Consider the following 15,360-nt stretch of genomic DNA (forward strand, 5'->3'; position numbering starts at 1 on the left):
AAACGGAGGATATCAAAAACCATTTAGGAGGAACTATATTATGTCAGTAATTTCTATGAAGCAATTGCTTGAAGCTGGTGTTCATTTCGGACATCAAACTCGTCGTTGGAACCCAAAAATGAAGCGTTACATTTTCACAGAGCGTAACGGTATCTACATCATCGACTTACAAAAAACTGTGAAAAAAGTTGAGGAAGCTTACAGAACGATGCGCGACATCGCTGCTGAAGGTGGAGACATTTTATTCGTAGGTACTAAAAAACAAGCACAAGAAGCTATTAAAGAAGAAGCAACTCGTGCTGGTATGTACTTCGTTAACCAACGTTGGTTAGGTGGAACTTTAACAAACTTCCAAACAATCCAAAAGCGTATCAAGCGTCTTAAAGACATCGAAAGAATGCAAGAAGATGGTACTTTCGAAGTACTTCCTAAGAAAGAAGTTGTTCAACTTAAAAAAGAGTTAGAGCGTCTTGAGAAATTCTTAGGCGGTATTAAAGATATGAAAGGTCTTCCAAGTGCATTATTCATAGTAGACCCTCGTAAAGAGCGTATTGCAGTTGCTGAAGCACGCAAATTACACATTCCAATCATCGGTATCGTTGATACAAACTGTGATCCAGACGAAATCGATCACGTTATCCCAGCAAACGATGATGCAATTCGTGCTGTAAAACTTCTTACATCTAAAATGGCAGACGCGATCCTTGAAGCAAAACAAGGTGAAGAAACTGTTACTGCGTAACAAATTTGGAAAGGTGATAAGGGGTTCGGCCTTTTATCACCTTTTTTAAGGTATAAACACCTTTATAAAAGGTATAAATACATATTTTAGGAGGATGAAAAATATGGCAATCACTGCACAAATGGTAAAAGAACTTCGTGAAAAAACAGGCGCAGGTATGATGGACTGCAAAAAAGCTTTAACTGAGACTAATGGCGACATGGAGAAAGCAATTGACTTCTTACGTGAAAAAGGTATTGCAAAAGCTGCTAAAAAAGCAGACCGCATCGCTGCTGAAGGCTTAACTTTCATCGAAACAAACGGTAACGAAGGTTTAATCTTAGAATTAAACTCTGAAACTGATTTCGTTGCGAAAAACGAAGGTTTCCAAGCATTAATTAAAGAATTAGCTGCACACTTATTAACTAACAAACCAGCTAACATTGAAGAAGCTATGGCTCAAACAATCGAAGGCGGCAAAACAGTAGAAGAGCACATCAACGAAGCAATCGCTAAAATTGGTGAAAAACTTACACTTCGTCGTTTCGAAATCGTATCAAAAACTGATGCTGATGCATTCGGCGCTTACCTACACATGGGTGGACGTATTGGTGTATTAACAGTTCTTGAAGGTTCTACTGACGAAGCTGCTGCTAAAGATGTAGCAATGCACATCGCAGCAGTTAACCCTAAATACATCGACCGCGATGCTGTAACAGCTGAAGAAGTTGAGCATGAGCGTCAAGTATTGACACAACAAGCTTTAAACGAAGGCAAGCCTGAAAAAATCGTTGCAAAAATGGTTGAAGGCCGTCTAGGCAAATTCTTCGAAGAAATTTGCTTACTTGACCAAGCATTCGTTAAAAACCCTGATATGAAAGTTCGCCAGTTCGTTGAGTCTAAAGGCGGAACATTAAAAGGATTCGTTCGCTACGCTGTTGGTGAAGGTATCGAAAAACGCGAAGACAACTTTGCTGAAGAAGTAATGAACCAAGTAAAAGGTAGCAACTAATAAAGATTAGGGAACACATTGTGTTCCCTTTTTTAAAATAAAGATGTAAGCAATTGGAGGTTCATTATGAGTAAACCGAAATATAATCGTGTCGTATTAAAGCTAAGCGGAGAAGCGTTAGCTGGCGAACAAGGATTTGGAATTAACCCGTCTGTTATTAAATCAGTTGCGGAACAAGTGAAAGAAATTGCAGAACTTGATGTAGAGGTTGCTGTTGTTGTTGGTGGCGGAAACATTTGGCGTGGAAAAATCGGAAGTGAAATGGGAATGGATCGTGCTGGAGCAGATTACATGGGTATGTTAGCAACAGTTATGAACTCATTAGCTCTTCAAGATAGCCTAGAGAACATTGGAATTCAAACTCGTGTTCAAACTTCAATCGAAATGCGTCAAGTAGCAGAGCCTTACATTCGTCGTAAAGCAATTCGTCATCTAGAGAAAAAACGTGTTGTGATCTTTGCAGCAGGTACAGGTAACCCATATTTCTCTACAGATACAACGGCAGCACTACGTGCAGCGGAAATCGAAGCAGACGTTATCTTAATGGCGAAAAACAATGTAGATGGCGTATATAATGCAGATCCATCTCTTGACCCAACAGCTACGAAATACGAAACACTTACTTACTTAGATGTATTAAAAGAAGGTTTAGGTGTAATGGATTCAACAGCTTCTTCTTTATGTATGGACAATGATATTCCATTAATTGTATTCTCGGTTATGGAAAAAGGTAACATTAAACGTGCCGTTTTAGGCGAAAATATCGGAACAGTTGTAAGGGGGAAATAAATATGGGACAACAAGTATTGAAGTCTTCAAATGAAAAAATGGAAAAAGCAGTTGCTGCTTACTCTCGTGAATTGGCAACAGTTCGCGCAGGTCGTGCAAGCTCGTCTGTATTAGATAAGGTACAAGTTGATTACTATGGTGCACCAACACCTGTTGTGCAATTAGCGAACATTACAGTTCCAGAAGCACGTTTACTTGTAATTCAACCTTATGATAAAACTTCTATCGGTGATATTGAAAAAGCAATCTTAAAAGCAGATTTAGGCTTAAATCCTTCTAATGATGGAACTGTAATTCGTATTGCATTCCCTGCATTAACAGAAGAGCGTCGTCGCGATCTTGTAAAAGTTGTGAAAAAATATGCTGAAGAAGCAAAAGTTGCTGTTCGTAACGTACGTCGTGACAGTAACGATGATCTTAAGAAGCTTGAAAAAGCTGGCGATATTACAGAAGATGATTTAAGAGGATATACTGAAGATATCCAAAAAGAAACAGATAAATATATTGCAAAAGTTGACGAAATCGCAAAAAACAAAGAAAAAGAAATCATGGAAGTGTAATAGCGATACCTTCGCAAATATGACCCTCTTCTTAAGGGGGTCTTTTTACACTTTTAGGCATACGTCTGCTTGCTGGAGGGTATGAATGATGTTTAAAAACTTTCCTTTTTTTAAAAGTAAAAAGGTCGCATCGTTTGATCATCTCGTTGAAAAAGTGAAAAAAGGATACATCCCAGAACATATTGCCATCATTATGGATGGTAATGGAAGATGGGCAAAGAGGAGAGCGATGCCTCGTATTGCGGGACATCATGAAGGCATGCAAGTTGTAAAGAAAATCACAAAATTTGCAAGCAAACTTAATGTGAAAGTGTTAACTCTTTATGCTTTTTCAACTGAGAACTGGAAAAGACCGAAAAAGGAAGTTGACTATTTAATGAGGCTTCCAGAAGAATTTCTAGGTACATTTTTACCAGAATTGATTGAAGAGAACGTACAAGTCCGAGTGATAGGACAACAAGATCGTCTTCCTACGCATACACGCAGAGCGATGGAAAAGGCCATGGAAGATACGAAAGAGAATACGGGATTAATTCTTAATTTCGCGTTAAACTATGGAAGTCGAGATGAGATCGTTTCTGCTGTGCAACATATGGTGAAAGATAGTGAGGAAGGAAAAATTCGTGTTGAAGATGTAAGTGAAGAAATGCTTTCTTCCTACTTAATGACGAGTTCTTTACCTGATCCAGAGTTGTTAATTCGTACGAGCGGAGAGCTACGTATTAGTAATTTCATGTTATGGCAAATTGCATATTCGGAGTTTTGGTTTACAGATGTGTATTGGCCAGATTTTACCGAGGAACATTTGCTAAATGCGATTACAGACTTTCAACATAGAGGGCGCAGATTCGGAGGCGTGTAGAAAGAGAGGGTTTGGTAGTGAAACAGAGAATTATTACTGGAGTGGTTGCTGCCGCGCTATTCATTCCCATCGTAATTTACGGTGGCGTGCCTTTTACGGTTTTAGTGTATGCACTTGCTTCTATAGGTTTATATGAATTAATTCGTATGAATAAGCTTACGCTTATTTCAATACCAACAGTTTTAGCTGCAGTATTATTATGGGTTATTTTAATTCCAAGCAGTGCATCAGAACTGTTTACTTGGATTGGATTAGGTAAATTAGAAATCACATTTGTGATTGTTTTATTACTTTTATCATATACAGTCCTTTCTAAGAATACATTTACTTTTGACCATGCTTCCTTTTTACTAATGGCAACAACATATGTTGCAATGGGATTCTTATATTTGAATGAAACGAGAATTTTAGGAATTAAATATGTGTTTTGCGCATTATTTGTTATATGGGCTACCGATTCAGGCGCATATTTCGTAGGGAAAGCATTAGGAAAAAGAAAATTATGGCCAGAAATTAGTCCGAATAAAACGATTGAAGGTTCATTAGGCGGCATCGTTTGTGGGATTGTTGTGGCACTTGTTTACAATATGTTCTTCCCAGTTGAGGCTAATGTAGGGATTTTAATTGTGTTGACAATTATCATTTCTATTTTTGGACAAATTGGTGATTTAGTACAATCTGCATTTAAACGTCATTATGGCGTAAAAGATTCAGGTACAATTTTACCTGGACATGGTGGTATATTAGATCGAACAGATAGTTGGTTATTTGTTTTACCAATTCTCTACTTCTTATTACAATACAATTAATAAATGAACGAGGGGTTGGAGTCATGAAAAACATTAGTTTATTAGGTGCAAGCGGATCAATTGGTACACAAACTTTAGATGTATTACGCTCGCACCCAGACCAATTCCGTCTCGTTGCTTTTTCTGTAGGGAAAAATATTGACTACGCAGTAAAGGTAATTCAAGAATTTTCTCCGCAAATTGTCTCTGTGCAAAGAGAGGAAGATGTTTTAAAATTACAAGCTGTCTCTGGTAATACAAAAATTGTATATGGTAGTGAAGGGCTTTTAGAAGTAGCATTACATCCAGATGCAGAGATTGTAGTAAATGCTGTTGTAGGTAGCGTAGGGTTGTTACCAACACTTCGTGCAATTGAGGCGAAAAAAACAATCGGAATTGCAAACAAAGAAACGTTAGTAACCGCAGGGCATCTTGTAATGGAAGCGGCACGAAAACATAATGTTTCGTTACTTCCAGTAGACAGTGAACATTCAGCTATTTTTCAATGCTTGAATGGTGAAAATGAAAAAAGAATTTCTCGACTAATTATTACGGCTTCTGGTGGAAGTTTCCGTGATAAAACGAGAGATGAATTGCATCATGTGACCGTAGAAGATGCGCTTCGACATCCAAACTGGTCAATGGGTTCGAAAATTACAATTGATTCTGCTACAATGATGAATAAGGGGCTAGAAGTAATTGAAGCACATTGGCTTTTTGGTATCCCTTATGAGCAAATCGATGTTGTTTTACATAAAGAAAGTATTATTCATTCTATGGTTGAATTTGAAGATCGTAGTGTGATGGCACAGCTTGGCTCACCTGATATGCGAGTACCAATTCAATACGCACTTACATATCCTGATCGATTACCTCTTTCAGACACAAAGCAGTTAAATTTATGGGAAATGGGAACATTGCATTTTGAGAAAATGAACCAAGAACGTTTCCGTTGTTTGCGTTTTGCGTATGAAGCTGGAAAAACAGGTGGAAGTATGCCAGCTGTAATGAATGCAGCGAATGAAGTAGCTGTTGAAGCGTTTTTACAAAAGAGAATTGGTTTCTTAACAGTGGAAGACCTCATTGAAAAAGCAATGAACCATCACAATGTCATTGCACGTCCGAGCTTAGAGGAAATTCTGGAAATTGATGCAACCACAAGACGGTTTGTGATGGAACAAATTTAGCAAAGGTGGTATGGAATTGAATACAGCGATTGCCTTTATATTAATTTTCGGTGCACTCGTATTTTTCCATGAGCTAGGGCATCTATATTTCGCAAAAAGAGCAGGTATTTTATGCCGTGAGTTTGCGATTGGTTTTGGTCCGAAAATATTCTCATTTGAAAAGAATGAAACGGTGTATACGATTCGATTACTGCCCCTTGGTGGCTATGTAAGAATGGCTGGCGAGGATGCAGACACAGTTGAGTTAAAGCCTGGAAAAAAGGTTGGCCTTGTATTAAATGAAAAAGACGAAGTTGCGAAATTAGTTTTTGATGGATATGAAAAGTATCCAAATGTTCGTGTCATTGAAGTCGAACAAGCTGATTTAGAGCATAATTTAACAATTTCGGGCTATGAAGAGTACGAGGAAGAGCTTCAAACATTCCGAGTGAATGAAAAGGCTCGTATTATTACTGCTGGTGAAGAAATACAAATTGCTCCGTATAATAGGCAATTCGGCTCCAAGAAATTGGGTCAACGTGCCTTAACAATCTTTGCAGGTCCTGCAATGAACTTCATTTTAGCATTTGTTATTTTTGTGATTCTTGGATTTGTACAAGGTGTTCCTGTTGACAAGCCAATGGTCGGAAAAGTAATGGAGAATAGTGCAGCCGAGCAAGCCGGATTAAAAGAAAATGATACAATTCAAGCAATCGATGGGAAAAACACAAGTACATGGAAAGATGTTGTTACCATTGTACGTGAAAACCCAAATAAAGAAATTACGTTACAAGTAAAGCGTGATAATGAACAGTTTAATGTAAAAGTAACGCCAACACTCGATAAAGAAGGAAAAGACGAAGTAGGTAGAATTGGTGTTTACTCTCCAGTAGAGAAAACAGTAATGGGTTCTATTAAATCAGGATTTGAACAAACATACCAATGGACAAAACTAATTTTTGATTCACTTGTGAAATTAGTAACTGGTCAATTCTCTATTAATGAGTTGTCAGGTCCAGTAGGAATTTATAATCTAACAGATCAAGTCGTAGATTATGGATTTACGCGTGTATTAAGTTTAGCAGCAGTTTTAAGTATTAACCTTGGTTTATTTAATTTACTACCAGTCCCTGCTTTAGACGGTGGACGTTTGTTCTTCTTCTTAATTGAAGCGTTACGAGGGAAACCAATTGACCGCCAAAAAGAAGGAATGGTTCACTTTATTGGTTTTGCATTATTAATGTTACTTATGTTAGTTGTAACTTGGAATGACATTCGTAAGTTTTTCTTGTAAAATAAAGTGAAACTTATAATGAAATAGAGCTCGTAGAATAAAATCCCTCACCTAACTCGAGGTGAGGGGTTTTACTGCGTGTAAGAGTAAAATGAAGAGGTGCGAATAAATGAAACAAAGTATGGTATTCAGTCCTACATTACGTGAAGTTCCAGCTGATGCGGAGATTAAGAGTCATCAGTTATTACTTCGTGCAGGTTTTATGCGTCAAAATGCTTCTGGTATTTATAGTTTTCTACCATTTGGATTAAAAGTACTACACAAAGTAGAACGTATCGTTCGAGAAGAAATGGAGCGCGCAGGAGCTGTAGAATTATTAATGCCAGCGATGCAAGCTGCAGAATTATGGCAAGAATCAGGCCGTTGGTATTCTTACGGATCTGAATTAATGCGTATGAAAGATCGTAACGCTCGTGAATTCGCATTAGGAGCGACACATGAAGAAGTAATTACGGATCTTGTACGTGATGAAGTGAAATCATATAAAAAATTACCGTTAACATTGTACCAAATTCAAACGAAATTCCGTGATGAACAAAGACCTCGTTTCGGTTTATTACGTGGAAGAGAGTTTCTAATGAAAGATGCATACTCTTTCCATGCTACACAAGAGAGTTTAGATGAAGTATACGATCGCTTATACAAAGCATACTCTAACATTTTTGCTCGTTGTGGCTTGAATTTCCGTGCAGTTATTGCTGACTCTGGAGCAATGGGCGGAAAAGATACGCATGAATTTATGGTATTATCTGAAGTTGGTGAAGATACAATTGCATACTCTGATACATCTAATTATGCAGCAAACATCGAAATGGCTCCTGTGGTAGCTACGTATACGAAGAGTGATGAAGCAGAAAAGGCACTTGAAAAAGTAGCAACACCAGATCAAAAAGCAATTGAAGAAGTATCTGCATTCTTAAACATTGAAGCTGACAAGTGCATTAAGTCTATGGTATTTAAAGTAGATGAGAAATTAGTAGTTGTACTTGTTCGTGGTGATCATGAAGTAAACGATGTAAAAGTGAAAAATGTATACGGCGCTTCAGTTGTTGAGCTTGCTTCTCATGAAGAAGTGAAAGAGTTATTAAACTGTGAAGTTGGTTCTTTAGGACCGATTGGTGTAACAGGTGATATCGAAATTATCGCAGACCATGCTGTAGCATCAATTGTTAACGGATGTTCAGGAGCGAACGAAGAAGGGTTCCATTATGTAAATGTAAATCCAGAACGTGACTTTAAAGTAAGTCAATATACAGATTTACGCTTTATTCAAGAAGGAGACCAGTCTCCAGATGGAAATGGAACAATTCTTTTCGCACGCGGAATTGAAGTTGGCCATGTATTCAAATTAGGAACTCGTTATAGTGAAGCAATGAACGCAACATTCCTAGATGAAAACGGAAAAACACAACCACTTATTATGGGTTGTTACGGTATCGGTGTATCTCGTACAGTGGCAGCAATCGCAGAGCAGTTTAATGATGAGAACGGTTTAGTTTGGCCAAAAGCTGTTGCACCGTTCCATGTGCATGTAATTCCAGTAAATATGAAATCTGATGCGCAACGTGAAATGGGTGAAAACATCTACAACTCATTACAAGAGCAAGGGTACGAAGTATTACTAGATGATCGTGCAGAACGTGCAGGTGTTAAATTTGCAGATGCAGATTTATTCGGCCTTCCAGTTCGCGTGACAGTTGGTAAAAAAGCAGACGAAGGTATTGTAGAAGTGAAAGTACGTGCTACAGGCGAGTCTGAAGAAGTGAAAGTAGAAGAACTTCAAACATATATTGCAAATATTTTAAAATAAGAAGAGGTACCTCGTAATGAGGTACCTTCTCTTTCTTTGTAAACGTATTTTGTAAAAGAAGAAGGGAGAAATCTTTCTTTGTAGTACGTTTCAATTTATAATAGCAAATGGAAGGAGAGTGCTTATGTCTTTAACAAATGAACAACAAGAGCGATTTCAAATTTTGCTCCAGCAGTTGCAAATACCAGACGACCTTATAAATCAATATTTACAAGGTGGTGGCATTGAAAGGCTCGTTATTGATAAAACGAATAAAAGTTGGCATTTTGATTTACAAGTGCCACGAATTTTGCCTACAGAATTATATGAATTGCTAGAAACAAAGCTTAAGCAATCATTTTCTCATATTGCAAGAACAACATTTGCATTAGAAACAGAGAATAAACAATTTACAGAAGAAGAAGTGAGGGCGTATTGGCCACTTTGTACGGAACGAATTACATTTTCACCTATGTTTGCTTACTTAAAAAAGCAGCTTCCGCAGGTGAATGGAGTGAAGTTGCTAATAAATGTGAATAATGAGCTGGAATCTACTGCTTTAAAGAAAAACGTTGCGAAACCAGTAGGGGATCAATACGAAACTTTTGGATTCCCGCGTTTTCAGTTAGACACACATATACAGCAAAATACAGAAGAAATGCAAAAGTTTCGTGAGCAAACGCAGCAAGAAGATCGTGAACGTGTTATACAAGCTATGGAAGAAATGGCAAAGAAGCAAGCTGAAGAAAGTAGCGTTGTGCATGAAGGACCGGTTGTACTCGGATATCTTATTAAGCCGGATGAAGAGATTACACCGATGCGAGAAATTCAAGATGAAGAAAGAAGAAAAACAGTTCAAGGGTATGTCTTCCATGTAGAAACGAAAGAGCTACGTAGTGGCCGTACGTTATTAACTTTAAAAATAACAGACTATACGGATTCAATTATGATCAAAATGTTCTCGCGTGACAAAGAAGATATTCCAATGCTGCAATCCTTGAAAAAAGGAATGTGGGTGAAAGCGCGTGGTTCTGTTCAAAATGATACATTCGTTCGAGATTTAGTAATGATTGCAAATGATATAAATGAAATAACAGGACCGTCTCGTAAAGATAAAGCGCCAGAAGGTGAAAAACGTGTAGAGCTGCATCTTCACACACCGATGAGCCAAATGGACGCTGTTACTCCTGTTTCTAGACTTGTTGCCCAAGCAGGTAAATGGGGACATGAGGCAATCGCTGTTACAGACCATGCTGTTGCGCAGTCTTTCCCAGAGGCATATTCTGCGGGTAAAAAGGCTGGGGTTAAAGTTATATATGGTGTAGAGGCGAATTTAGTTAATGATGGTGTACCGATTGCATATAACGAAGCGCATCGTTTACTTGCAGAGGAAACTTATGTTGTTTTCGACGTTGAGACGACAGGTTTATCAGCTGTATATGATACTGTTATCGAGTTAGCGGCTGTAAAAGTAAAAGGTGGCGAAATTATTGACCGCTTTGAATCTTTCGCAAATCCACATCAACCATTATCTGCGACGATTATTGAATTAACAGGTATTACAGATGATATGTTAACGGATGCACCAGAAGTGGACGAAGTGTTTAAAAAGTTTGAAGAATGGATGGGCGACCATACACTTGTTGCTCATAACGCAAGTTTTGATATGGGCTTTATTAACGTAGGTTTTAAAAAGGCTGGACTAGAAAAAACGAATAATCCTGTTATTGATACGTTAGAACTTGCAAGATTCTTATTCCCGGAAATGAAAAACCATCGATTAAATACGATGTGTAAAAAGCTTGATATTGAATTAACGCAACATCACCGTGCGATTTATGATACAGAAGCAACAGGGTACTTACTTGTGAAAATGTTAAAAGATGTGATTGAAAAGGGATTTGAATATCACGATCAATTAAATGATAGCATGGGGCAAGGGGATGCGTATAAGCGTGGACGTCCAAGTCATATGACGTTACTTGCGACATCAGATGTAGGGTTGAAAAATTTATATAAACTTGTTTCCTATTCTCACCTAAATTACTTTTACCGTGTACCACGAGTACCAAGGTCACTATTAAAAAAATATCGTGAAGGAATTTTAGTAGGAACGGCTTGTGATAAAGGTGAAGTGTTTGAGGCGATGATGCAAAAAGCTCCTGAAGAGGTAGAAGAAATTGCGCAGTTCTATGATTACATTGAAGTAATGCCTCCAGAGGTGTTACGTCATTTAGTAGAGCGTGAACTTGTTCGAGATGAGGGACAATTAAAAACAATTATTTCTAACTTAGTAAAACTAGGTGAGACGTTAGATAAACCAGTTGTTGCTACAGGAAACGTGCATTATATAGATCCAGAGGATGCAATGTATCGCAAGATTTTAGTCAGTTCGCAGGGCGGAGCCAATCCGTTAAACCGACATTCATTACCACCTGTACATTTCCGTACAACGGATGAAATGTTAGAGTGTTTTTCATTCTTAGGTGAAGACGTAGCGAAAGAAATTGTTGTAACGAATACACAAAAGATTGCATCATTAATTGGTGATGTTCATCCAGTGAAAGATGATCTATATACACCGAAAATTGAAGGTGCAGATGATGAGACGCGTGATATGAGTTATAAAATGGCGCGTAGCATTTATGGTGAAGAGTTACCTGAAATTGTAGAAGCACGTTTAGAAAAAGAATTAAAAAGTATTATTGGGCATGGATTTGCCGTAATTTATTTAATTTCACATAAGCTTGTGAAAAAATCGTTAGTAGACGGATATTTAGTAGGTTCGCGTGGATCGGTAGGTTCATCATTCGTTGCAACGATGATGGAAATTACAGAAGTAAACCCATTACCACCACACTATGTATGTCCGAAGTGTAAGCAATCAGAATTCTTTAATGATGGTTCTGTAGGTTCTGGTTTTGACTTGCCGGATAAAGAATGTCCTGCATGTAATGTTCCATACGTGAAAGATGGACATGATATTCCGTTCGAAACGTTCCTTGGATTTAAAGGAGATAAGGTACCCGATATCGATCTGAACTTCTCCGGGGAATACCAACCACGTGCCCATAACTATACGAAAGTACTGTTCGGTGAAGATTATGTATACCGTGCGGGTACAATAGGTACAGTTGCGGAAAAAACGGCTTATGGATATGTAAAAGGTTATGCAAATGATCATAATTTAACGATTCGAAATGCAGAGATTGACCGCTTAGTAGCAGGATGTACAGGCGTAAAACGTACAACCGGACAGCATCCAGGTGGTATTATCGTTGTGCCAGATTACATGGATATCTTTGATTTCTCACCAATTCAGTTTCCGGCAGATTCAATAGGGGCTGAGTGGAGAACGACACACTTTGATTTCCACTCCATTCATGATAATTTATTGAAACTTGATATACTAGGACACGATGATCCTACTGTTATTCGTATGTTACAAGATTTAAGTGGTATTGATCCGAAAACAATCCCAACAGACGATCCGGAAGTAATGAAAATTTTCTCAGGCCCGGAATCGTTAGGGGTAACGGAAGAACAAATTAACTGTAAAACAGGTACACTTGGTATACCAGAGTTTGGTACGAAATTCGTAAGGCAGATGTTAGAAGAGACGAAACCTACGACATTCTCTGAGTTAGTCCAAATCTCTGGACTATCACATGGTACAGACGTATGGCTTGGTAATGCAAACGAGTTAATTTATAACGGTACATGTACGCTGAGTGAAGTTATCGGTTGTCGTGATGACATCATGGTATATTTAATCTATCAAGGTTTAGACCCATCATTAGCCTTCAAAATCATGGAGTCAGTTCGTAAAGGTAAAGGTGTACCGGAAGAATGGGAAGATGACATGAAAAGTAATAATGTACCAGGTTGGTATATTGATTCATGTAAGAAAATAAAGTACATGTTCCCTAAAGCCCATGCGGCTGCTTACGTACTTATGGCTGTACGTATTGCATACTTTAAAGTACATTTCGCGCTTCTATTCTATGCGGCATACTTTACAGTTCGTGCAGATGACTTTGATGTAGAGGCGATGGCGAAAGGTTCAGCATCTATACGTGTAAGAATTGATGAAATTGCGCAAAAAGGTTTGGATGCAGCGCCGAAAGAGAAAAGTTTATTAACAGTACTAGAAATGACACTTGAAATGTGTGAGCGTGGATACTCATTCCAAAAGGTTGATTTATACCGTTCACATGCAACAGAATTTATTATTGATGGGGATACTTTAATTCCTCCATTTAATGCAGTGCCTGGACTTGGTACAAATGCAGCTTTAAGTATTGTAGAAGCACGCAAAAATGGAGATTTCTTATCAAAAGAAGATTTACAGCAGCGCAGTAAGGTTTCGAAAACAATTATTGAGTATTTAGATAGTCAAGGTTGCTTAGGCGATCTACCTGATCAAAACCAGTTATCACTGTTCTAATAGGTAGGAAAATTCTTTGCAAATCAACATTTGCTATGGTATACTATTAACCGAGATAACCATGTCATGTATATTGTGTAAAAAAAAGAGTGGGGAAACCCACTCTTTCGTGTTACTATCTACGTTTTATTGATGTGGAGAGGTAAGAAATTTCTGTCGTATATACATATTTTGTTACAAGTTTTACTTCTTAAATTTGGTAATACTAAGACAGATATTCCCTGCTTAACGGCAGGGGCTTTTGTTAGCTAACGAGAAAGAATAAGATGGACCGTTTTTATGGACGGGGTCTTTTCTTGTAAATGGTACATGGCGGCAGGAAGGAGGCTGTTTATGGATAAGAAAGTCACAGAAGTTGTAGAAGCATTTGCGCAGCCAATCGTTGAAGAGTTAAATCTTGAACTTGTAGATGTAGAGTATGTGCAAGAAGGACAAGACTGGTTCTTACGCGTATTCGTCGATTCTGAAAAGGGAGTCGACATTGAAGAATGCGGTGCGGTAAGTGAACGTTTAAGCGAAGCTTTAGATAAAGAGGATCCAATTCCTCATCTTTACTTTTTGGATGTATCATCTCCTGGAGCGGAACGCCCATTAAAGAAAGAGAAAGACTTCCAGCAAGCGGTAGGAAAACAAGTGGCAATTAAAACATATGAGCCGATTGATGGTGAAAAAATGTTTGAAGGAAAGCTACTTTCCTACGATGGTACTACAATTACATTATTATTAACAATTAAAACACGTAAAAAAGAAATCCAAATTTCAATGGATAAAGTTGCAAATGCGCGACTTGCTGTTACGTTTTAGTTAGAAGGGGGATCTTCATGAGCACTGAGTTGTTAGATGCCTTGCTCGTATTAGAGTCAGAAAAAGGAATTAGCAAAGATATTATTATTGATGCGATTGAAGCAGCGTTAATCTCTGCTTATAAACGCAATTTTAACCAAGCACAAAACGTTCGTGTGAGCTTTAACCCAGAAGTGGGAACAATTCAAGTTTTAGCACGTAAAGACGTTGTTGATAATGTGTTTGATCCACGTCTTGAAATTTCTGTTGAAGAAGCAAGACAAATTAATCCAAACTATCAAGATGGTGACGTACTAGAGATTGAAGTAACACCAAAAGATTTCGGTCGTATTGCAGCACAAACTGCAAAACAGGTTGTAACACAACGAGTGCGCGAAGCAGAGCGTGGTGTTATTTACTCTGAGTTTAGTGACCGTGAAGAAGATATCATGGTGGGTATCGTACAACGTCAAGATGCTCGTTTCATCTATGTAAGCTTAGGGAAAGTAGAAGCTTTATTACCTGTAAGTGAGCAAATGCCAAACGAACAGTACAAACCACATGATCGTATTCGCGTATTCATTACGAAAGTAGAAAAAACAACGAAAGGACCACAAATTTACGTATCACGTACACATCCTGGTCTTTTAAAACGTTTATTCGAAATGGAAGTTCCTGAAATTTATGATGGAACTGTTGAAATTCGTTCTGTAGCACGCGAAGCAGGCGATCGCTCTAAAATTTCTGTACATGCAGAGAACATTGATGTTGATCCAGTAGGTTCTTGTGTAGGACCGAAAGGACAACGTGTACAACGCATTGTAGACGAACTAAAAGGCGAAAAGATTGACATCGTTCGCTGGTCAAATGATCCAGTAGAATATGTTGCAAATGCTTTAAGCCCATCACAAGTTGTTAAAGTGCTTGTAGATGAAGAAGAAAAAGCAACAACAGTTGTTGTTCCAGACCACCAACTGTCATTAGCTATTGGTAAGCGTGGACAAAATGCACGTCTTGCAGCTAAATTAACAGGTTGGAAAATTGATATTAAGAGTGAGTCTGATGCGAAACAACTTGGTATTGTAACAGAAGAAGATAGCGTAATCGCATTCGGATTCGATTCAGTTGAAGACGAAATCGAATAGAGGT

General features: G+C 38.1%; 12 protein-coding genes. All 12 read left to right on the forward strand.

What is annotated here, in order from left to right:
• Positions 1 to 40 precede the first annotated feature (40 nt).
• The 12 genes from rpsB (at position 41) to nusA (ending at position 15,356) form a co-directional block, all read left to right on the forward strand.
• Entirely contained in the window at positions 41 to 742 is a 702-nt protein-coding gene (gene rpsB, locus JDS99_RS06440; RefSeq protein WP_048546000.1) for a 30S ribosomal protein S2, read from the forward strand.
• Positions 743 to 845: 103 nt separating this feature from the next.
• Complete coding sequence (tsf, locus tag JDS99_RS06445) at positions 846 to 1,733, forward strand: translation elongation factor Ts (protein ID WP_048545999.1); 888 nt, start codon at positions 846 to 848, stop codon at positions 1,731 to 1,733.
• 66 nt (positions 1,734 to 1,799) lie between these two features.
• Complete coding sequence (gene pyrH, locus JDS99_RS06450) at positions 1,800 to 2,522, forward strand: UMP kinase (RefSeq protein ID WP_000042666.1); 723 nt, start codon at positions 1,800 to 1,802, stop codon at positions 2,520 to 2,522.
• A 2-nt stretch (positions 2,523 to 2,524) separates the two neighbouring features.
• Positions 2,525 to 3,082, forward strand: coding sequence for a ribosome recycling factor (gene frr / locus JDS99_RS06455; RefSeq protein ID WP_000531506.1), 558 nt, complete (start codon positions 2,525 to 2,527; stop codon positions 3,080 to 3,082).
• Between the two features lie 85 nt (positions 3,083 to 3,167).
• Positions 3,168 to 3,944 carry an isoprenyl transferase gene (gene uppS / locus JDS99_RS06460; RefSeq protein ID WP_000971311.1) on the forward strand — a complete coding sequence of 259 codons (777 nt, stop codon included), beginning with the start codon at positions 3,168 to 3,170 and terminating at the stop codon, positions 3,942 to 3,944.
• 17 nt (positions 3,945 to 3,961) lie between these two features.
• Entirely contained in the window at positions 3,962 to 4,753 is a 792-nt protein-coding gene (gene cdsA, locus JDS99_RS06465) for a phosphatidate cytidylyltransferase (RefSeq protein WP_048545995.1), read from the forward strand.
• Positions 4,754 to 4,776: 23 nt separating this feature from the next.
• Positions 4,777 to 5,919 carry a 1-deoxy-D-xylulose-5-phosphate reductoisomerase gene (gene dxr, locus JDS99_RS06470; RefSeq protein WP_000790363.1) on the forward strand — a complete coding sequence of 381 codons (1,143 nt, stop codon included), beginning with the start codon at positions 4,777 to 4,779 and terminating at the stop codon, positions 5,917 to 5,919.
• 16 nt (positions 5,920 to 5,935) lie between these two features.
• Complete coding sequence (gene rseP / locus JDS99_RS06475; RefSeq protein WP_001090238.1) at positions 5,936 to 7,192, forward strand: RIP metalloprotease RseP; 1,257 nt, start codon at positions 5,936 to 5,938, stop codon at positions 7,190 to 7,192.
• Between the two features lie 109 nt (positions 7,193 to 7,301).
• Positions 7,302 to 9,002: a proline--tRNA ligase gene (locus tag JDS99_RS06480; RefSeq protein ID WP_046956487.1), complete on the forward strand. Its 1,701-nt coding sequence runs from the start codon at positions 7,302 to 7,304 to the stop codon at positions 9,000 to 9,002.
• A gap of 124 nt (positions 9,003 to 9,126) precedes the next feature.
• Entirely contained in the window at positions 9,127 to 13,428 is a 4,302-nt protein-coding gene (locus JDS99_RS06485; RefSeq protein ID WP_048545990.1) for a PolC-type DNA polymerase III, read from the forward strand.
• 333 nt (positions 13,429 to 13,761) lie between these two features.
• Positions 13,762 to 14,232 carry a ribosome maturation factor RimP gene (gene rimP / locus JDS99_RS06490; RefSeq protein WP_199694790.1) on the forward strand — a complete coding sequence of 157 codons (471 nt, stop codon included), beginning with the start codon at positions 13,762 to 13,764 and terminating at the stop codon, positions 14,230 to 14,232.
• A gap of 17 nt (positions 14,233 to 14,249) precedes the next feature.
• Positions 14,250 to 15,356, forward strand: coding sequence for a transcription termination factor NusA (nusA, locus tag JDS99_RS06495; protein ID WP_000102596.1), 1,107 nt, complete (start codon positions 14,250 to 14,252; stop codon positions 15,354 to 15,356).
• The last annotated feature ends 4 nt before the right edge of the window (positions 15,357 to 15,360 follow it).

It is taken from the genome of Bacillus cereus group sp. N6 (assembly GCF_016483705.1).
Lineage (GTDB): Bacteria > Bacillota > Bacilli > Bacillales > Bacillaceae_G > Bacillus_A > Bacillus_A wiedmannii.

Excerpts from the sequence above, each read along its gene's own strand:
- dxr (WP_000790363.1), top strand. The coding sequence starts at position 4,777 with ATGAAAAACATTAGTTTATTAGGTGCAAGCGGATCAATTGGTACACAA.
- frr (WP_000531506.1), top strand. The coding sequence starts at position 2,525 with ATGGGACAACAAGTATTGAAGTCTTCAAATGAAAAAATGGAAAAAGCA.
- uppS (WP_000971311.1), top strand. The coding sequence starts at position 3,168 with ATGATGTTTAAAAACTTTCCTTTTTTTAAAAGTAAAAAGGTCGCATCG.
- tsf (WP_048545999.1), top strand. The coding sequence starts at position 846 with ATGGCAATCACTGCACAAATGGTAAAAGAACTTCGTGAAAAAACAGGC.
- JDS99_RS06485 (WP_048545990.1), top strand. The coding sequence starts at position 9,127 with ATGTCTTTAACAAATGAACAACAAGAGCGATTTCAAATTTTGCTCCAG.
- rimP (WP_199694790.1), top strand. The coding sequence starts at position 13,762 with ATGGATAAGAAAGTCACAGAAGTTGTAGAAGCATTTGCGCAGCCAATC.
- JDS99_RS06480 (WP_046956487.1), top strand. The coding sequence starts at position 7,302 with ATGAAACAAAGTATGGTATTCAGTCCTACATTACGTGAAGTTCCAGCT.
- rpsB (WP_048546000.1), top strand. The coding sequence starts at position 41 with ATGTCAGTAATTTCTATGAAGCAATTGCTTGAAGCTGGTGTTCATTTC.
- pyrH (WP_000042666.1), top strand. The coding sequence starts at position 1,800 with ATGAGTAAACCGAAATATAATCGTGTCGTATTAAAGCTAAGCGGAGAA.
- nusA (WP_000102596.1), top strand. The coding sequence starts at position 14,250 with ATGAGCACTGAGTTGTTAGATGCCTTGCTCGTATTAGAGTCAGAAAAA.